Below are 18,600 nucleotides of genomic sequence, written 5' to 3'. Positions count from 1 at the left end.
ATCTGGAATAACCGCATAGCTGTAGTAATCCTTAATAGCACTATAAATCTCTTCATGGAGTACACTTCCAAAATACATATGGATATTTGTCAATGTACTTAATCGATAAACCTTCTGAACAAATTTATCTTTATTGTTTCTGGCTAATTTTGCGATAACATAAGTGAATACAAACTTTCTTCTACAATTCAAGAAAACATTGTGACTACTGAAACTCCATGCATAATACTTTATTAAATCCATTAAGCTGAACAATTGACCATACTCCCTTCGAATTTAATAGAGATTGTTTTTAAACAGAATCAAAAAAAGCACTTCGTCTCTATTTTGGACAAAGTGCTTTTTGGTGATATGAAATTATGATTCCTCCTACTGAAATACTCATTTTAATCTCTCGCTTTCATCATTTATACGGACTGTAATTATGTAAACGCTCTTCAGATATTTCTCCCTCAACCATTTTTTGTTCAAATATTTTCTTTATTTTTCTAATGGTATGATCATCCACTTCATCATTGTTTATAACACTCGAAAGCATATCAATAAAATCCTGATTTACAAAAAGCTTCTACCATCTCCTCATATCTAAATCGTAAACTGGATATACTTTCTGTGGCATATCTTTCATATTCAACCTCTCCTTTTTTAAGCATTTGGTAAAAAATAATTTACAAACAAAAAAGAAGGCAATAACGAGTGTGACCGCTACTGCCTTCCTTTTATATAATCTACAATTCTTTTAACTGTATTTTGTTGAAAACCCACTTTTACCACCTGCATTTTAGTTTCTCTTTCTAACAATAATAATATAAATAGAGATCACAGTCAAACATACGTTCTGTTTAAAAAGGGATGGGATCATATCCTCTTCTTTTATCCTGTAAATTGCTTAATAGAGATTGGAATTAAACAGGATAGAAAATCAAATTTCCGAGGAATAAGGGTATTGGAACATGCGTTAATTAAATGACTTAGATAATCAATTACTAACTAAGTTCCCCTCAAACATTCTTTAAGCTTTATACATAGAAATAAAATTTCTCATTAATACTTCATTATAGTTTTAATAATAATTGTCTATTGCTTCTTTAATTCTTCTTCATTATTTCTATAATAAATAATGAATTGATGCACCAATCAGCAATCCAACGGTAAGTGCAAGTAATCGCTTTAAAATACCGTTAATAGACTTCCAAAGTTGCTGATCCATACTCACACTCCTCCGCAGTTACCATATTTGATAAAGAATCACTATTTTTTCAGGCCTGACATTATATCATCCCAAATAGCATCCTCTTCTTCTCTCACTCTCTCATTATCTTGTTTTATTAAGGCATCATCTCGTTGTACGACACTTAATACCTCTTGATTCTCTTTCCAATGCTCCATGAAATTTTCTACTAACTCCATGTTTGTATAGCCATCAAGATAGTCACGTTCTGATGATAGGTTTCTAATCAGTTCTCCGATTTCATTTAGGTAAAGAGCAACGACTTTATCACCAATTGAATAATCTCCTTCTTTTTCAGGGAAAGAGGTTCCATTTGCATTGCTTATTAATGTTTTTACAGCCTTTACATGCAAGTCCAGCCCGCCAAAATGAGCCAATTCCTTATCGTCTATTCCCTCACATTTGATTTTTATATCATTTCCTTTACGATCTACATCATTTAATTCAAACCAACTTTTCTCCATCTACTTTTCCTCCTCTTAATCCATATTAGCCATCGAAACTAAGCTCTCGACTATAATCTTTTCTCCCTCTTCTATTAATTGCTTTACCTTCTCATTAGCCTTATATTTTTCATAAAATTGTTCGTTCCACTTTATTACGACCTCAATCTTTTCATTCAAATAACCTGTTATTGTAACAATCGAATTCATTTCTATTAGTTCATCTTCATCCCAAATTACTTCTTCAACTTCAATTTCTTCGAAGTTAGAAGGTAGTCCCTTTGGGGAATCTGCTATGCCTCCACCTATATCTCCCAACTCTATTTCAATTCGCAAATCGGCCGTTTCCATGTGATTACTCCTCCTTCTCTTTCATTTTATTAAAGAGTTTATGTGGCTCTATGATGGACCTTTCATATTCTTCGTTAATTATGTATTTTAAGGCTGATGCTTTTGATATGTTGATATTCAAAGATGACTGTAAATTCTCTGCAATTTCCTCTAACTTTTTCATACTATCCTTGTCTATTCTTACTGTTGTATATTCCTTCAGAATGCTCACCTCTATTATGTGACATTATTAATACATAAATTATACTTTATGTAACATAACGTAGTAAAGCATTCCGTCTATTTTTAACTAAAATAAAAAGAAAAGGACCTTTTTCAAGGTCCACCAAATTGAATGCATTTTACTAACTACTTATAATAGCCTCGATTTAACACCATGATTTGTTAGGAATTTATTATTTCCTTTTTGAATAGTAAATTTTTCAATTCAAATAAAAAATCTAAATCCTTATCAACCGCCCAATTTGAGTACAATACCACTCCAAAATTCTTTGTGAACATAACATTCATAGGCTGTTCTTCATTTTTTAATACCCATTCCACTGTAATTGCAGATAGATTTCCTATTTGGTTATAGTGGTTAAAAATTTCATCTAAATTAACCCTTTGTCCAAATAAACCTACAGCATTCACTTTCCCTTGAATATTATTAAACCAAGAACTTACTATTTGCGTATGCCTTAATTGTTGTAAAAGATGTTTAAAGTCCAATTCTCTTTGGTGGGGTTTAAATAGCTCTGGAAAGTTTTGAATCAGCCTTCGTTGTAGACCAATAACATTCATCTTTGAGGTATTCATAATTATCATTTTGTCTTTTTCATTATAGTAACAATCAAACGGTCTATCTCCACCTACTATACTATGATGTAGATATTCAGGATCTCCTGCCATTCTTCTCGGCGTTTTATCAATCGTTTCATGTAAAGCCTGGAGGTGCATCCATCCCCTATAGTAATCTTTATTTATTATATTTAATGTACTGATTGGATCAGCATCTTTTTTTGTCCCCTCCAATGTCATCTGTTGAGAAGTTGAAAATCCTTCAATTGGTATGTCTATTTGATCCATCTCCACAAAGTAATATGTTTTACTCAATAATTTAACCCCCTGAAAGAAACAAATGCTTATGAATTAGCCGATCCAAGTTATAAAGAGTCTTAGTATTCACAGATAATTTCTTCTTAGAAACAATAATTGTACTTTCATCTGTTATACCTTTAGTAATTGGAGCTTCCACAAAGCTACAATTAAATGTAAGATCTCTATTCTTACCAAATCCTTTAAGATAAAGTCCCAAATATGGATGTTGCTCTTTAAAGAAAACATCGAAGGTAAAAGCTTCACTACACTCTCCAACTTTTTGTTTTAACTCATTAAGAATGGGAATAATCCTCTGTTCTAATAAAACGTTAGCCTCTACATATGGTGCATGATACTCTGGTATATAAATTGTAATTTCACCAACATTAGATGTTTCTGAATAAATATCCTCATTGAATTCTTCTCTATAAGAACATTGAATTATCACACCATCAATATTTAGAGAGATGTCATTAGCATTTTCTGATATTATTGTGTTGTTCTCGCCAATATCCTTTATGAATTCTTTTATATTGCTAAAGGTAGATAAATTAATTGACGTACCTTTATATCTCCCATCTAAGGACCACGCAATTTGTCTGTTTCTAAGTATTACTTTTGATTTATATAAAAACCTTTGAAACCTCTTGGATAGATCTTTCAGCGTTACTATTGACCCTATTAATGTAATAATACTGGTAATTGTAACAAACCAATTTTCAATCAAAACCGAATATATGTTATAAATAATTAATGCACTTACAACCGCAACTATTATCAACACTATCCAATAAAGGACATTTATATATGGTCTAATGATGGAAAGCCTCTTCATCCTTACCACCTCTTTCCCAATAACGGATTATAAAACAAAGAAAACACTACCCTAAGCCCGCAAATAGCTAATTAAAGTAGTGTTTCCTTCGGTGAACCATTATGGATATTCTGATAAGTTTAACTTACCATATTTTACAAACCTTGTCTATTTCTCATTCTTAGGTATTAGCCAAAGTGAAGCTCACGATGGCAATTTGGACAAACTGCTATAGCATTTTCAACTGTGTCCTCTCCCCCGTCAGCAAGCCTCTTTATATGATGTACTTCCAGATAAGGAGTTCCATCGGATGCTCGAAAGAAAGGAGCTTCTTTATTACATTTTTCACACACTCCATTTGCCCTAATTAGCACTTCTGCAATAACATCTGGATTTCGTTTGAACGCTCTGGTCTTCACTTCAAAACTCTCTGGAACGGGGTTTAAGTGATTCTCTAATCGCTTTCTTCTTTCTATTTCACTATCCTTCTTAGACTCTTGTACTTTCTTATATAAATCTCCATAAATATCATCTGTTGTGTTTAACTCATTAAGCATATTAGTTATAATATGATAATGCTCTTCCTCTAACTCAAACAGTGTCCCCCTATGAAAGTTTACTGGATTACATTCTTCCAAATCTTTGGATCCTTTCATAGAATTGATAGTTAAATAGACCTCAAAGTCCTTTATCTTCTCGAATTCAATAATTAATTCTGCATTGTCCTCATATTTATCAATGACTTTACAAATCGCCGTAATAGCTTTTACATCTCCTGTTTCATATGCAACTACCAAATCATCTACCTTTATACTCTTAAAGCAATTCTCATTCTTTCGCTTATTGCCATTAGGATTCAGATTGGAATATTCTTGGCTTCTACCAACCTTCAAGTCTGAAAAAGACCAATCATACTTAGTTGAGTCAACGTTGAGCCAGTAATAACTCTTCTTAGGTCTAAACTCTTGGAGTATTACGTATTCTCCTCCACCTACACGTTCAAAATATCTTTTATAGGTTGGACTATGTGTATTTTCGCTCGCATTTGATAGAATTACCCTCATGTGATTTTGACTTGCATCAATCCCATTATTCTTACAATATGCCTTTACCTTCTCATATGTAATTGGTTCGATTATGTCACCATTTAAGACACCTTTAACAATTTCGTATCCTAATCCATCTCCATGCTTAGCCATTTTATTCTCCTATCTATTACTTTTCATAAAATCTAAATACTGTTTTACAGCATTATGTAAAGAGTGAGTACCTTCATACATCGACTTAAAACCATTGCTTCCCTTTATTTCAATAGAATGTTTAGGACTTATACCTTTATTCGCTTCCTCCATGCTATAACTCAACCTTTTCATAAGCGAGCTACCCCTGTCATCCCAAAAATGTTCTGCAAGATCTCCTTCATGTTTTTGTACTCTTCGACATCTTGAAATACAATCAGCGATGACCCTCTGGTTATTTGACTTATTCATTAAATAAGATCTGAACTCCTCTTCATGTCTTAATACAATTTTAGTAGCCATTTGTTCCCCTCCCATTCTAAAGAAATAATAACACAGGATTTTACAGTCTGGTTTTAGCAAATTCAGTGGCTATCATTAGTGGTTAAACAATTATGATTTATAGTCATCAACAATAACTACTAACTAAATACGGTTACAATTCTGCCAACTTTTATGAAGGATGAAGCGTTTAAATATATATCCAGTTTGATTTTCCGACTTTACAAACTGTCTTCACACCTATCAATATCACACTGTATGGTGTTACTTCTTTGGTACTCTTGCTCGAACAATAACATTTTCTGCGGATTTATGTGAAAAGTATTTCTCCCCATTTTCCTCCCATACTTTGTCAACAATAATCGCATATTCACTTATATCTTTTAATATTACGATTTGTCCTGCAAATAGCTCTCTGTCTGTTTCTATCAACGTACCATGCTCCCCATCAAAACGATATTGAAAAACAAAGGCAAGATCATCATATGTTTTGCGTAATGGATGATATAGTAACATCTCTAACAGCTCCCTTTATATTATTTTGAAATTTAAAATAATTTTAATTCCTATTTAGAAGACAGTAACAAATTTTTAGCCTTATTATGACTGCACTTCGCAAATGGATTGTAGATTCGGCGTTCTTTATTTAGATACGAAATATTTATTTCTATCCCTCGATGTTCTACATTCTTACTTTGATAGAGATTATTCAACTCATCTTTTAGCTCTTTTAATAAGGGATGTTTTCTAAACTTTATTTCATCATTGAGGATTTTATCAATATGATTAACATCCGAATACACTTGAACTTTCTTACAATTATAATCCATATATTTCTGAAAATGTGTTAAAGCAAAAATGATTGATTTCAGTTCACCATATATGCTTTTATCTGCTACATGATGACTTGGATATACTAACTGTCGTTTCACAATAATATTAGCATTACTTACATATGTACAAGCCACCGCCATAAGCCTTTTATCTACATTCATCGAGCTATCGCAGTAAACATAAAGGCTATCTCTGGAGTAATACTCATTATAAACTCTCTCTTTTAATTCTTCTGCAACAGTTGCACTATTTCTAACATTTTTCCAAAAATCTGGTTTATTTGTCCCCTTTGGATTTCCTTTGGATTTCACTTTGACATCTCCCTATTTTGATTTCTGATTTTTTAATTAATAGAACTATCATCTTTTCAGCGTTTGGTAAAAAATAAATTACCACAAAAAAAGAAGCACTTTTTTCACCCAACATTAGGTGCTGTAAAGAGCTTCTTTAAGCGTTTATGTAATTTGTGTTTTTCGATTTTGGGATTCATATACTTTCTCCTAATCATCAAGTATTTCGGTTCTACCTTTTGATAACTAAGTAAACTACTTCACACAACGAAGTTACTTATCATTATTATCTACTAAAATGCACAGACCTTTTTTCCATAGGGTTCTTGGTTTCGTTTTTCCTAAATGTTTTAGTAATTGTTTATTTGCCTCTGATACTTTATATTCAACGTCACACGACATTGGTCGCCAACTTAGATTTTTATGCTCCTGGTTCATTAACTACGATAAGCTCAAATGGATCATCAGGAGCTTCCTCAACTAATTTCAATTCGTATTGTTTTTCGCAGGTCCAGTTATCACATTGACCCCAATGATGGAACTGCTTTTTTTTATCTAAATAGTAATATCCGACTATACCTTTCCTACAACATGGACAATTAAATAAAGCATAAGCTATACAGTATAATTGTTTCATTAGAATCCTCCTCTAATGGGAACATATGAATTTGATTCAATTATACCAAACTAAGAACGCTCGTTCTAAATATCTTTTACAAAATTTACTAATATAGTTATGAAACAAACAAAAAAGAATTACTTATGTATAATCTTGCAACGAATAAGATTATTTTAAGATTCGGCTATCTTACCCCAAAAATTAAAAAAGAACCGAATGGCGTACCATCTGTACGCTAATCGATTCTTATATTATTCAGCCAATTTGTGACCGTAGGTAATCTTCAAACACTTCATTTTCCGATGTTATTTTATTCGTAAGTGTTTGAATATCTGCCTTATCAAGTTCCATATACGCTTGGTGAATTAAGAAATAAATCTCCTCGATTAGTTCTCGCAGATCCTTCTCCTTCCATAATAACTCCATACATCTTTCATATTGATCAAGATGATTACTTATAGTCAAATAGAAATCAAAATTGGATTTAAGTGTAGAATTTTCTAATAAGATCTTTAAAGGGCGAATTGAAAGAATTGAAGGCACTGTGGAGAAGTAGTTGGCTGATTGTAGTAAAATCATGTTGTCATGCGATAAGAGTCTTACTGCGTTTTCAACGTTCTTAACTGCTGAAAATAACTTGGGATAAAGAGTGAAATCTGGTTGTTGAGATGCTTTTTCTAATATTGAATTGTTCATAAATAGAGGTCTCCTTGGGGTTTAAGTTTGTGGTAAGCGTCAGATGGGAGTGCGTGGAAGAAGGTAAGCACATCTTTTGAGGAAGTTCATCTATCGCTTGTGTAATTATAATACAATGGAAATAAGATCAAGGCAATAGCTTAGATGTCGTACCCCTGCTTTACCCCCTTTTTCCATAATAATAAGAATCGAGATGACGTACGGTTGATACGTTCCCGATCTTCTTATGAGCCTAAACATTCTCTCAATATTCCAACTGTCACTCCAAACTCTCTGCTAATACTTTGAATTATATTAGAAGAAAACATCTTGACATCATCCAAGTGAACCTTTAATCGCTCGAATAATTCTCAACGCTTCCCTATTTCGTTTAATCATTTTTGTTTCTCCTGTAAAACGAGTAACCTTTTTAGGAACAATTTTTTTAGGGCGTTTTATATCCTTCATCGACTCTTCCCCCCATTCTCTATCAGTAAATTTTTTAAACAATTGTCTCGTTACCATAAGATAATTAACATTATTCACCCTTTTATCTACTGTAGCCCAAATTGGTATTAAAGTACAAGTTCATGAAGGGCTCTGTTTATGTTGAACATAATTATAATGGGACATCTGCACAGTTCCTTTTTTAAAAAAGAATATGTGGATAAGTTGGAGAAAAAATTTCTATTCATCATTTCCAACTTAAATCATTGATAAATCTCGCTTTCTCCCCTCTTTTAGTTAAATAAGATCTAAGGTCTTTATTTGATGAAAAAAAGGAACCGATATGACTTACCAACGGTACATTTCCGACTCTCCTTCTGATAACTACATATATGCCCTTTTACATATACAAAGCTCATAAATTCATGCTTTATCTCTTTTTTCCATCTACCTTTGCTCTACTATATATAGCCGTAATATTACTCTTCCATCGTTCCATTCCATCTCTAATCCCCCTCAATCCCTTCTCCATCTAAGTCTCACGCCTTTTCCCACTTCTTTTTCCCACTTTTCATCTGTAATAGTAACCTTCCCTAAAATCACGCCTTTTTTTTCTAATTACCCACCAATAATTAAGGGATTCGCAAACGTAAATTGGAATTAAAACCTTCCATAATAGAGAGTAGATGTAAGGGCTAAGTAAAGAGTAGAAATAAGGATTAAGGGATTATCATAAAACTTATTCCTGCTTCACTCACAGATTATCCCCATTTTAGACCGATGGTCTTTCTTTTTCCTTCCCCTTTTCCCTACTCTGTGTATATCCTGTTGGTATTTCGCTCTTTTTCTCACGCTTTCTTCCCGCTTCATCTTCTTTATTCACAGATTATCCCCTATTTCCTCACGCTCTTCCTCGCTCTTTTCATCCCTGCTCTCTTTCTATGCAAAAAAGACCGAAGGTCTGCTGATCGAAATCAACGTTCCTTCGGTCTTTCACTTGATTAATTTTACAGTAGAATAATAGTGGTCTACATACATATCGCCATGCTCCCTCTTCCCGTTAGGGAAGGTTACTATTCCATTATGGAAGGTTTTAATTCCATAGGGAAGCGTAACATTGCGGGGAGACACGACGACGGAAACTTCCCTTTCTATATTATTCAACAGTAACTGACTTCGCAAGGTTACGCGGCTTATCCACGTCACAGTCACGGTGAAGTGCAGCATAGTAAGAAATCAGCTGCAATGGTATTACAGAGATAAGAGGTGTTAAAATTTCATTCACTTCAGGAATGACGAAACGGTCGTCTTCCTCTTGGAGTCCCTTCATCGAAATGATGCATGGGTTTGCTCCACGGGCTGCTACTTCTTTCACATTACCGCGGATACCCAGGTTAACGGCTTCCTGTGTTGCAAGAGCGATAACCGGTGTGCCTTCTTCGATCAGGGCGATGGTTCCGTGCTTCAATTCTCCGCCGGCAAAACCTTCTGCCTGGATGTAGGAAATCTCTTTCAGCTTAAGAGCTCCTTCCAGACCAACATAGTAGTCAAGGTGGCGGCCGATGAAGAATGCGTTGCGGGTTGTAGCCAGGTAGTCACGGGCAATCGCTTCGAATTCTTCTTTCTGTTCGCAAAGGGCTTCCATAGCTGTTCCAACAATTCCAAGTTCATGGATCAAGTCAAACTTCGGCTTGATTCCTTTTGATCTTGCTGTTACATCGGCAAGGATGGAAAGGACCGCAATTTGGGCAGTATATGCTTTTGTGGAAGCAACCGCAATCTCAGGGCCTGCATGAAGCAGCAATGTATAATCCGCTTCACGGGAAAGAGTTGAACCAGGCACGTTTGTGATTGTAAGTGACTTGTGCCCAAGCTCCTTGATTTGCACAAGAACCGCACGGCTGTCCGCAGTTTCTCCACTTTGAGAGATGAAGACGAATAAAGGTTTTTCAGAAAGCAAAGGCATGTTGTAGCTGAATTCACTTGCTACATGCACTTCAACTGGAATCCCAGCGATATTTTCAATGAACTGTTTGCCAACCAATCCAGCATGGTAGCTTGTTCCAGCTGCAACGATATAGATGCGGTCGGAATCATTCATTGCAGAAAGGATATCCTGGTTGATTTCCAATTCCTGATCATCGTTGCGGTAAGCACTGATGATCTTACGCATAACCGCCGGCTGCTCGTCAATTTCTTTAAGCATGTAGTGCGGATATGTTCCCTTTTCAATATCGCTTGCATCCAGTTCAGCAGTGTAAGGCTCACGAGAAACTTCATTGCCTTCCAGGTCATGGATTGTCACTTTTTCTTTTGTGACGATAACTGTTTCTTTATCCATCAATTCAACATACTGATCAGTCACCTGAAGCATTGCCATTGCATCACTTGCTACAACATTGAAGTCGTCTCCAAGGCCAACAAGCAGCGGGCTTTTGTTCTTCGCAACGAAGATTGTTTCGTCATTTTGATTATCAAGAAGCGCAATTGCATATGATCCTTTAAGAAGCTTAAGCGTTGAACGGAACGCTTCTTCTACAGTGTTTCCTTCGTTCACTAATTTTTCAATCAATAGAACGATGATTTCTGTATCTGTATCGCTTTTTAAAGTATATCCTTCAAGATACTCACGTTTTAAAGCGGAATAGTTTTCGATTACTCCGTTATGGACAAGTGTGAAACGCTCACTCGTTGACTGATGTGGATGAGCATTGACCTTGCTTGGAGGACCATGAGTCGCCCAGCGCGTATGGCCGATACCTGTATTGGATAGGACAGTTTCATCCACATTATCCCGAAGATCCGCAATGCGTCCTTTTTCTTTGAAGACATGGACCCCATCAGCATTTTTCACGGCGATTCCTGCAGAATCATATCCGCGGTATTCCAGCTTTTCAAGCCCTTTTAATAAAATTTCTTTCGCATCATTATTTCCAATATATCCTACGATACCACACATAGTTTCTAGTTCCTCCCTGTTTGACAAGAGGGCAGGAAGCACGGGGGCCTCTTGCCCCCTTATCTCTGATTATAAATTTTTGCATTTCCTTTCTTTTGTCCACTGAGTTGCCTCGGTGATTTGAGAAAGAAATTGACGGCTCTGCTTCAAGCCGGGAGGCATCCGCCGAATCATCGATGAACCTCCACCTCGTCAACTAAACCATCCTTCGTTCGCGGTCTAGTCCTGGCGCTTTTTAATTATTTTACTAACATCTATCCTCCTAAGTACATGAATAGTTCTAGATTACCCATTTGAGAATCAAAAACAGGATAATCATACAATATCTTGAATGAATCCGTCAACAAAAATTTCTGCACAAAAAAAAGAAAGGCCTCTTTGTCAAATGCTTACTTCATTTTCCCGACACAAGATTGATTAAACATAATGAGCAGCAAAAAAAGAGGTATAGTAAGAAAATATGCATAAGAAGTCCAAAAGGTCCCTCTTATGCATACCCAATTCTTTATCTTATTTCAGACCCATCTCTTCCTGAACAACCTGGGCAATTTCATCGACATATTGATCACACAGCTCTTCTGTAGGTGCTTCTGCCATTACCCTCACAAGAGGTTCCGTACCGGACGGACGTACAAGGATTCTTCCGTTTCCGTTCATTTCCTCTTCGACCTTCTCGATCACTTCTTTGACTTTGGCGTTATCAGTTACATGATACTTATCTGTCACTCTGACATTGACCAGCTTCTGCGGGAATTTCTGCATTTCGCCTGCCAGTTCAGATAATGGTTTTCCAGTCAATTTCATAATATTGACTAACTGGATCCCTGTTAACAGGCCGTCACCTGTCGTGTTGTAGTCGAGGAAGATGATATGCCCTGACTGCTCCCCGCCGAGGGAGTAATTGTTCTTTTTCATTTCTTCCACTACATAACGGTCGCCAACAGCTGTTTGGATACTCTTGATGTCGCTGGACTCCATCCCTTTGTGGAAGCCGAGGTTGCTCATGACAGTTGAAACAACTGTTGACTGCTTCAAGCGGCCCTCGGATTTCAAGTGCTTGGCACAGATGAACATGATTTGGTCACCATCTACGATATCTCCGTTTTCATCAATCGCGATCAGGCGGTCTCCATCACCGTCAAAGGCAAGGCCGACATCCGCTCCTTTTTCTTTCATCAGCTGTGCCAGTGCTTCAGGATGAGTGGACCCAACTCCATCATTGATATTCAGTCCATTAGGAGAAGCTCCCATTGTGACAAGGTCTGCATCCAGGTCTGCAAACAGATGGGGTGCCAATGAGGATGTTGCACCATGAGCACAGTCGAGGGCAATCGTAAGCCCTTCGAATTCTTCATCCACTGACTGCTTTAAATACTGAAGATACTTTTGACCGCCTTCAAAGTAATCGCTGACTTGTCCCAGATCAGCGCCGATCGGACGCGGCAGGCTGTCTTCCTCCTGATCCAGAAGGTCTTCGATTTCTTTCTCTTGGTCGTCTGAAAGTTTGAAGCCATCAGAACCGAAGAACTTGATTCCGTTATCTCCCACAGGATTATGCGATGCAGAGATCATGACCCCTGCCTGTGCGTCAAGGGCTTTCGTCAAGTAGGCCACACCAGGGGTTGAAATGACTCCAAGGCGCATAACTTCCGCGCCGATGGAAAGCAATCCGGCTACCAAAGCGCCTTCCAGCATATGGCCGGAAATCCTTGTGTCGCGCCCAATCAGGATTTTTGGCCTGTCGGCATCCTTGGTCAGTACATATCCGCCAAACCTTCCCAGTTTAAAAGCCAACTCTGGAGTCAGCTCTGTATTAGCAATTCCTCTTACACCATCTGTCCCGAAATACTTTCCCATTGATATCGCTCCTTAAGTGGGCTTAAAGATATATAATTAAGCCGGTATTTTCTCTTGTATTTGGATTGTAACTTTATTGTTCGTCAATTCCCATTCGATGTCTTCAGGTCCCTCGGCTTTAACTTCGATTTCATGCTCACCGGGGGCCAGTCCTGTTACATTTGCAAACAGCGAGAATGATTCAGAGTCCACGGTGTCGAGCTGATCCTTAAAACCCGAAACGGTTATATCGACTGTACCGGATTCGGGCTCAATGAACTCGTACTCCATGTCCTCCTCTGCACCTTCAAGCGTTATGGTATTCCCCATGACTGTCTTCTTTTCTGCTTCTTTCAAATCTATCTTGACTTCCACTTCCTCAGGCGTCGTCTGATTTACCCCTTCCGGAAGTGTAAGCGGCACCTTAATCGTAGTATCTTTCTTCACGTCGCTTAGGTCCACTTCCGCAGTCAACTCATTTATGGATTGCAGCAGGGTATCCCTTCCAAAAACGGTTACTTTCTTGGGTTGAACGGTTATCGCTTCCAATTCCAGACCGTCAGGAAGTTCTCCTTTTTGGTTGACTGCGACTGTGACTTCTTTACTTGGATTGATAACCTCAATCGTCACATCAACTGTCTCTGGATCTATCGCAACATCCAATTTATTATAATCTCTATCAAGCACCTGGACCCTGGCTTCCCTTGTAAGGGTTTCATTAATGCCGCTGTCCACTGCCGGAGTGGCAACGACATAAGCGATTTGCTCTATGACATCCTTGGCCCCGGTAATTTCAACTTGCTTTGGTTCGACTGTCACACTTTCCGTTTCAAACCCTTCAGCCAGGAAAGCTTCGTTGAATTCAGGTTCCACTGTGAATTCTTCAGTGATTTTTTCCTGAATGGAGACATTGGCAAAAGAAGGATTAAGCTTCACCTTGAGCTTATCGGAAATGCCTTCAATTTTCAGTTCGACCTGATGATCGCCTATACCCAGGTCATTCAAATCCGCATAGACATGAAAATCCCTTAAAGTCTTTGCGGATGTCACAAGGTTCTTGGGCCCTTCCACCTCTAGATTCACAGTTTCGGGAACCCCGCTTACAAACAAGTTCTCACTGTCGTAAAAAACTTCGACAGGAACATTTTGGATGGTTTCCGTGTTCGACTGCGGATTGCTGCTTTCGCTTCTCTGCACAGCCAGCTCGTCAAAGTTGACAGAAGCATAGAGAACAAAGGCCAAAAGCAATCCTACAATACGCATAAACCAGCGGCTCTCGAAGAATTTATCCATTGTCTTTCTTCCCCCTCCAGCTCCATTTTGTAGAGGAAGCATTTGCTTTTTCACCTATCAGCTCATGCCCGAGGATCAATTTCAAGTCTTCCACAGATACATTCCGCTTCAAATCACCGTTCAAAGTGACCGAAATATTTCCGGTTTCTTCTGAAACAACGACTGTAATACTATCAGTGACTTCACTGATTCCCAATGCTGCCCTGTGCCTCGTCCCAAGTTCCTTTGAGATGAACGGGCTTTCTGACAACGGCAAATAACACGCAGCCGCTGCAATCCTTCTCTTTTGCAGGATGACAGCACCATCATGAAGCGGAGTGTTGGGAATGAAGATATTGATCAGCAATTCCGAAGAAATCCTGGACTGAATCGGAATACCTGTTTCTATGTATTCGCTCAACCCTGTTTCCCTTTCGATGGAGAGAAGTGCACCTATTCTCCTCTTGGCCATATAACTGACAGCTTTGCCAATCGCTTCGATCATATTGGCCTGCTCTTCTTCCTCCTGGTTTCCGCTCCTTGAGAACAGCCTTCCCCTTCCCAGCTGTTCAAGTGCTCTCCGGAGTTCCGGCTGGAAAATGATGATGATGGCCAGGATCCCCCAGTCGATGGCCTGGTCAACCAAAGATCTCAGAGTATCCAGTCCAAGCAGGCCGCTCAGCACCCGTACGATTATGATGACAAAAATACCTTTCAACAGCTGAACGGCTTTTGTCCCTTTGATTAGCATTATTAATTTGTAGATGACAAACCATACAAGGAGTATGTCAACGATGTCCGAGGCATAATCCAGTACGGAATAGTTTGAGTAAACATCAAAAAACGGCATAGAGTATCCTCCAATAGAAGTGATCTAAAGGGATAGCCGTGAAAATGGCTATGTAATTAGTAACTTTATTATTATATCACAAAGAACATATACACACTGAATAATAAGAGACCATACAAGTATAAAGAAACAATGGCTTACCATCCAATAATCATTTTTTCCTAAAATCATTAATTTTCATACTCACCTTATAGGCTCTTGCTCTCATGCTGATTGCTGCTATTCGATTTATACCATGAGTTTCAACATTCAACAAGCATGGCAAGCAGGAAAAAGGGTTCAGGTTGTTGGGCTTTTTCAGCGGATGCAGCCATCCACTGGCAATGCTTATAAAAAAGGACCGCCCAAGGGGATACCCCTTGAACAAGTCCTCTTTTTCCTTATATACCCTCAGGTTGTTCCTCAAACCAGTCCAGCGTTTCTTTGAATCCTTTTTTAATTTGATACCATAACCATTCAAATGCCGCATCGATTTCTTTAATTTCTCCGGTGACACTTCCTGCCGACGCCATGTACTGGCTGCCATTGATGACGGTTATATCCCCATTGACCTGCCCTTCAACCTTTACATCACCGTTTTTCACAGTGATGTTCCCATCGATCACTTTCCCCTTGGGAACAATTACCGTGTGGTCTTGTACAATTAAATCAGGCTGCTTAGTAAAGGAAAACTCGTCATTTTGGTTCCAGGAGGAAAAAAGACTTCCGATCATCAGTACAAAAAACAGGGAAGCAGCTGTCAATAACGGATGATGCCTCAGCCAGCGCTGAGCACCCACCTTCTTCTTCTCCTTAGGCAGACTGGCCATGACCTTGCTCGTGAAGTCTGCAGGCGCCTGTATATGTGATGTGCTTTGCACAAGTGCTATAGATTTTTTCATTTCATGGAAAAATTGCTGACAGTCCTCACACCTTTGAAGATGTTCTTTCAATTTTCTTTCATGGTCTTGTGAAATTTCCCCATCTAAATATTCATGGATATACTCTTCATATTCTGCAGAACAACAAGATTTCAAAGGCTTCACACCCTTTCCTACATGTTTCTTAATTGTTTTCTGAGAGCTTCCCGCCCTCTATGTATCCTCGTTTTCACCGTACCCAGGGGCAGGTCAAGAATCTCACTGATTTCCTGAAGTGATAATTCATCAATATACTTCAGGACAATGACTGACCTGTATTTATCCGGCAGTTTCAAGATCTGCCGTTGGATTTCTGCCTGAAGTTCCATTTCTTCCACTTCTTCTTCCGGCAGCTGCCCGTCTGCGGCTATTTGAGAATACATTGTTAAACCATCTGTTCCTGTAACTTCAGCATCGAGATAGTAATCCGGTTTCTTCTTCCTGATTCGGTCGATGCACAGATTCGTCGCAATCCTGTACAGCCATGTTGAAAACTTCCGCTTTTGATTGAATGTATGAATATTTACATAAGCCCTTATGAAAGCTTCCTGTGAAATATCCTCGGCTTCATGGCGGTTGCCAAGCATACGGAAACAAATCTGGAACACTTTATCTTTATAAAGTTCGATTACTTCAGCAAATGCGTCTTGATCGCCTTTCAGCACCTGCTTTATTCTTTTATTGACTAGCGCATCCATTTTATACCCCCGCTCTATGCGGCTATACATATATACGAACGTATAGCAAAAAGGTTTCAATTATTTTTATCTATTCTATCCTAACAAATTTTTGAAATAAAATGTTTAGATTTTTTTAATTAAGGGTATAAAAGAACTAAATAAGACCGGAAACGAGGTAATTAGTGTGGGGAGAGCTGAATTACTCAAACAAATAGAAGAACATAGAAGCCGTATGGTACAGTTGGCACTTCAATCATCATTTGCGAACGAGCGGGTCGTGCAAATCAGTTGCGAGCTTGACAATCTGTTAAATACGTTTCAGCATAAGGCCGAAAAACAATAAAAGCAGCTTCCCAAAGGAGGCTGCTTTTTATTAGGCTCTTTTCGCCATTCAATATTAATTTCAAATAATATCCTGTTAAAAGAGATGTTCTTTCTTTTATCGAGAGTAAGATCTTGAATACAGGCGCTTTTTCCTAAAGCAACAATATATTCGAAAACAGTCTTTTATTATTATAGTAACTTCTCGCCGAATAGGGACCCCATCAGCGCAACAGCAACTGATGCTGTCCTGTTCTTGTCGTCCAGGATCGGATTGACTTCCACAAATTCCGCGGAAGTGATAAGGTTTGACTCAGCCAGCATCTCCATAGCCAAATGGCTCTCACGGTAACTGATCCCGCCCAGAACCGGTGTCCCGACACCAGGTGCATCACTCGGGTCTAACCCATCCAGATCCAGTGACAAGTGGACACCGTCGGTTCTATCTTTCAAGTAGTTAACCGCTTCCTCCATCACCTTCGTCATGCCCATACGATCCACCTCATGCATTGTGAACACCTTAATCCCGCGTTCCTTGATTAACTCCCTCTCACCTTCATCCAAAGAGCGGGCTCCAATGATAACGATGTTCTCCGGTTTCACCTTGGGTGAATAGCCGCCAATGCTTGTCAGGCTTTCATCACCAATACCCAAGGATACGGCTAGGGGCATCCCATGGATATTCCCTGATGGTGATGTGTCACTAGTGTTAAGGTCTCCGTGCGCGTCATACCAAATGACCCCAAGGTTCTCATAGTGTTTGGACACTCCGGCAAGCGTTCCGATTGCAATGCTGTGATCTCCTCCGAAAACCAGCGGGAAGTCTTTGCTTGCAATCACCTCATCGACTTTATCAGCAAGTTTCAAGTTCCCCTCAGCAACCGCTTTCAAATTTCTCAATGTTGAATCTGATGTATGTACTCTCTCCGGCTGGGCAATCTCAATGTTACCCAGATCATTAATTGAATGGCCCAATCTCTCTAATCTCTCTGCCACCCCTGCGTACCGGATCGCACTGGGACCCATATCTACTCCACGGCGCATCTGCCCCAAATCCATCGGCACGCCAATAATTGAAATATTCTTCTTCATATCAGTTCCTCCTCATCCATTACTACCTCCATTGTAACGAACAAAACCAAGATGACTCAACCGGACAAGATGGTGTATATATATTCAAAAGCGGAGGGAGCCTGTCCAGCGGCGTACAAACTTGACCGCCTCCGCATGAGATAAAGGAATCACGAAGAGCGCCAGCGATTCGATGATGACTTATCGGAAGGAGGAGGAGGGAAGTTTGCTAGACGCTAGGCTCCCGGAGCTGGACTATTCAAAAGCAGAAGCGGGCGTTAAGCACAGTACGGATTGGAGGGCTTCTGAATGAGATAAAGGAATCACGAAGAGCGCCAGCGATTCGATGATGACTTATCGCAAGGAAGAAGACCGAAATCCGCTAGGCGCTGCCCGCTGGAGCTGGAC

Annotated in this window: 21 protein-coding genes; 1 reads left to right on the top strand and 20 read right to left on the bottom strand. The window is 38.7% G+C overall.

Features of this window, described 5'->3' with window-relative positions:
* Positions 1 to 1,251: 1,251 nt before the first annotated feature.
* The 19 genes from D3H55_RS22840 to sigW form a co-directional block, all read right to left on the bottom strand.
* Positions 1,252 to 1,695 carry a hypothetical protein gene (locus D3H55_RS22840; protein WP_119549630.1) on the bottom strand — a complete coding sequence of 148 codons (444 nt, stop codon included), beginning with the start codon at positions 1,693 to 1,695 and terminating at the stop codon, positions 1,252 to 1,254.
* A gap of 15 nt (positions 1,696 to 1,710) precedes the next feature.
* Entirely contained in the window at positions 1,711 to 2,025 is a 315-nt protein-coding gene (locus tag D3H55_RS22835) for a hypothetical protein (protein WP_119549629.1), read from the bottom strand.
* A gap of 4 nt (positions 2,026 to 2,029) precedes the next feature.
* Positions 2,030 to 2,188: a hypothetical protein gene (locus tag D3H55_RS24680; protein WP_168413234.1), complete on the bottom strand. Its 159-nt coding sequence runs from the start codon at positions 2,186 to 2,188 to the stop codon at positions 2,030 to 2,032.
* A 221-nt stretch (positions 2,189 to 2,409) separates the two neighbouring features.
* The gene (locus D3H55_RS22830) at positions 2,410 to 3,120 is read right to left on the bottom strand and encodes a hypothetical protein (RefSeq protein ID WP_119549628.1); all 711 of its coding nucleotides are present in this window, start codon (positions 3,118 to 3,120) and stop codon (positions 2,410 to 2,412) included.
* A 4-nt stretch (positions 3,121 to 3,124) separates the two neighbouring features.
* The gene (locus tag D3H55_RS22825) at positions 3,125 to 3,940 is read right to left on the bottom strand and encodes a hypothetical protein (RefSeq protein ID WP_119549627.1); all 816 of its coding nucleotides are present in this window, start codon (positions 3,938 to 3,940) and stop codon (positions 3,125 to 3,127) included.
* 167 nt (positions 3,941 to 4,107) lie between these two features.
* The gene (locus tag D3H55_RS25080) at positions 4,108 to 5,118 is read right to left on the bottom strand and encodes an HNH endonuclease (protein WP_119549626.1); all 1,011 of its coding nucleotides are present in this window, start codon (positions 5,116 to 5,118) and stop codon (positions 4,108 to 4,110) included.
* Positions 5,119 to 5,127: 9 nt separating this feature from the next.
* Positions 5,128 to 5,460, bottom strand: a complete 333-nt coding sequence (locus tag D3H55_RS22815; protein WP_119549625.1) for a hypothetical protein — start codon at positions 5,458 to 5,460, stop codon at positions 5,128 to 5,130.
* Positions 5,461 to 5,703: 243 nt separating this feature from the next.
* Positions 5,704 to 5,955 carry a hypothetical protein gene (locus D3H55_RS22810; protein ID WP_119549624.1) on the bottom strand — a complete coding sequence of 84 codons (252 nt, stop codon included), beginning with the start codon at positions 5,953 to 5,955 and terminating at the stop codon, positions 5,704 to 5,706.
* Positions 5,956 to 6,005: 50 nt separating this feature from the next.
* The gene (locus tag D3H55_RS22805; RefSeq protein ID WP_119549623.1) at positions 6,006 to 6,584 is read right to left on the bottom strand and encodes a hypothetical protein; all 579 of its coding nucleotides are present in this window, start codon (positions 6,582 to 6,584) and stop codon (positions 6,006 to 6,008) included.
* Positions 6,585 to 6,984: 400 nt separating this feature from the next.
* Positions 6,985 to 7,200: a hypothetical protein gene (locus tag D3H55_RS22800; RefSeq protein ID WP_119549622.1), complete on the bottom strand. Its 216-nt coding sequence runs from the start codon at positions 7,198 to 7,200 to the stop codon at positions 6,985 to 6,987.
* Positions 7,201 to 7,437: 237 nt separating this feature from the next.
* On the bottom strand, positions 7,438 to 7,878 hold the full coding sequence (locus tag D3H55_RS22795) for a hypothetical protein (RefSeq protein ID WP_119549621.1): 441 nt from the start codon (positions 7,876 to 7,878) through the stop codon (positions 7,438 to 7,440).
* A 315-nt stretch (positions 7,879 to 8,193) separates the two neighbouring features.
* Positions 8,194 to 8,325, bottom strand: a complete 132-nt coding sequence (locus tag D3H55_RS25330) for a hypothetical protein (RefSeq protein WP_276310262.1) — start codon at positions 8,323 to 8,325, stop codon at positions 8,194 to 8,196.
* A gap of 972 nt (positions 8,326 to 9,297) precedes the next feature.
* Positions 9,298 to 9,468, bottom strand: a complete 171-nt coding sequence (locus D3H55_RS24670; RefSeq protein ID WP_168413233.1) for a hypothetical protein — start codon at positions 9,466 to 9,468, stop codon at positions 9,298 to 9,300.
* Positions 9,461 to 11,263, bottom strand: a complete 1,803-nt coding sequence (gene glmS, locus D3H55_RS22790) for a glutamine--fructose-6-phosphate transaminase (isomerizing) (RefSeq protein WP_119549620.1) — start codon at positions 11,261 to 11,263, stop codon at positions 9,461 to 9,463. Before glmS ends, D3H55_RS24670 begins: the two co-directional genes overlap by 8 nt.
* Positions 11,264 to 11,773: 510 nt before the next feature.
* Positions 11,774 to 13,120 carry a phosphoglucosamine mutase gene (gene glmM / locus D3H55_RS22785; protein ID WP_119549619.1) on the bottom strand — a complete coding sequence of 449 codons (1,347 nt, stop codon included), beginning with the start codon at positions 13,118 to 13,120 and terminating at the stop codon, positions 11,774 to 11,776.
* Between the two features lie 36 nt (positions 13,121 to 13,156).
* Positions 13,157 to 14,392 (bottom strand): CdaR family protein, encoded by a 1,236-nt coding sequence (locus D3H55_RS22780; RefSeq protein ID WP_168413232.1) that lies wholly within the window; start codon positions 14,390 to 14,392, stop codon positions 13,157 to 13,159.
* A complete protein-coding gene (gene cdaA / locus D3H55_RS22775) occupies positions 14,385 to 15,221 on the bottom strand; it encodes a diadenylate cyclase CdaA (RefSeq protein WP_119549617.1) in 837 nt (278 codons plus the stop codon). The genes D3H55_RS22780 and cdaA overlap by 8 nt, the downstream gene beginning before the upstream one ends.
* Before the next feature lie 380 nt (positions 15,222 to 15,601).
* On the bottom strand, positions 15,602 to 16,246 hold the full coding sequence (locus D3H55_RS22770; protein ID WP_119549616.1) for an anti-sigma factor family protein: 645 nt from the start codon (positions 16,244 to 16,246) through the stop codon (positions 15,602 to 15,604).
* Positions 16,247 to 16,254: 8 nt separating this feature from the next.
* Positions 16,255 to 16,818, bottom strand: coding sequence for an RNA polymerase sigma factor SigW (gene sigW / locus D3H55_RS22765; RefSeq protein WP_119549615.1), 564 nt, complete (start codon positions 16,816 to 16,818; stop codon positions 16,255 to 16,257).
* A gap of 166 nt (positions 16,819 to 16,984) precedes the next feature.
* Here sigW and D3H55_RS25325 point away from each other — a divergent pair, with 166 nt between their 5' ends.
* On the top strand, positions 16,985 to 17,143 hold the full coding sequence (locus D3H55_RS25325; protein WP_119549614.1) for an aspartyl-phosphate phosphatase Spo0E family protein: 159 nt from the start codon (positions 16,985 to 16,987) through the stop codon (positions 17,141 to 17,143).
* Between the two features lie 170 nt (positions 17,144 to 17,313).
* Here D3H55_RS25325 and rocF read toward each other — a convergent pair whose 3' ends face one another.
* On the bottom strand, positions 17,314 to 18,213 hold the full coding sequence (rocF, locus tag D3H55_RS22755) for an arginase (protein WP_119549613.1): 900 nt from the start codon (positions 18,211 to 18,213) through the stop codon (positions 17,314 to 17,316).
* Positions 18,214 to 18,600 lie beyond the last annotated feature (387 nt).

Origin of the sequence: Bacillus salacetis (genome assembly GCF_003581585.1) — a bacterium.
Taxonomy (GTDB): domain Bacteria; phylum Bacillota; class Bacilli; order Bacillales; family Bacillaceae_B; genus Rossellomorea; species Rossellomorea salacetis.
Note: the sequence above shows the minus strand (reverse complement) of the source record. Positions and strands in the feature narration are given on the sequence as shown.

Coding starts and splice junctions, on each gene's coding strand:
- D3H55_RS22840 (WP_119549630.1), bottom strand. CDS start 1,695: ATGGAGAAAAGTTGGTTTGAATTAAATGATGTAGATCGTAAAGGAAAT.
- D3H55_RS22835 (WP_119549629.1), bottom strand. CDS start 2,025: ATGGAAACGGCCGATTTGCGAATTGAAATAGAGTTGGGAGATATAGGT.
- D3H55_RS24680 (WP_168413234.1), bottom strand. CDS start 2,188: ATGAAAAAGTTAGAGGAAATTGCAGAGAATTTACAGTCATCTTTGAAT.
- D3H55_RS22825 (WP_119549627.1), bottom strand. CDS start 3,940: ATGAAGAGGCTTTCCATCATTAGACCATATATAAATGTCCTTTATTGG.
- D3H55_RS25080 (WP_119549626.1), bottom strand. CDS start 5,118: ATGGCTAAGCATGGAGATGGATTAGGATACGAAATTGTTAAAGGTGTC.
- D3H55_RS22815 (WP_119549625.1), bottom strand. CDS start 5,460: ATGGCTACTAAAATTGTATTAAGACATGAAGAGGAGTTCAGATCTTAT.
- D3H55_RS22810 (WP_119549624.1), bottom strand. CDS start 5,955: ATGTTACTATATCATCCATTACGCAAAACATATGATGATCTTGCCTTT.
- D3H55_RS22800 (WP_119549622.1), bottom strand. CDS start 7,200: ATGAAACAATTATACTGTATAGCTTATGCTTTATTTAATTGTCCATGT.
- D3H55_RS22795 (WP_119549621.1), bottom strand. CDS start 7,878: ATGAACAATTCAATATTAGAAAAAGCATCTCAACAACCAGATTTCACT.
- D3H55_RS25330 (WP_276310262.1), bottom strand. CDS start 8,325: ATGAAGGATATAAAACGCCCTAAAAAAATTGTTCCTAAAAAGGTTACT.
- glmS (WP_119549620.1), bottom strand. CDS start 11,263: ATGTGTGGTATCGTAGGATATATTGGAAATAATGATGCGAAAGAAATT.
- glmM (WP_119549619.1), bottom strand. CDS start 13,120: ATGGGAAAGTATTTCGGGACAGATGGTGTAAGAGGAATTGCTAATACA.
- D3H55_RS22780 (WP_168413232.1), bottom strand. CDS start 14,392: ATGGATAAATTCTTCGAGAGCCGCTGGTTTATGCGTATTGTAGGATTG.
- cdaA (WP_119549617.1), bottom strand. CDS start 15,221: ATGCCGTTTTTTGATGTTTACTCAAACTATTCCGTACTGGATTATGCC.
- sigW (WP_119549615.1), bottom strand. CDS start 16,818: ATGGATGCGCTAGTCAATAAAAGAATAAAGCAGGTGCTGAAAGGCGAT.
- rocF (WP_119549613.1), bottom strand. CDS start 18,213: ATGAAGAAGAATATTTCAATTATTGGCGTGCCGATGGATTTGGGGCAG.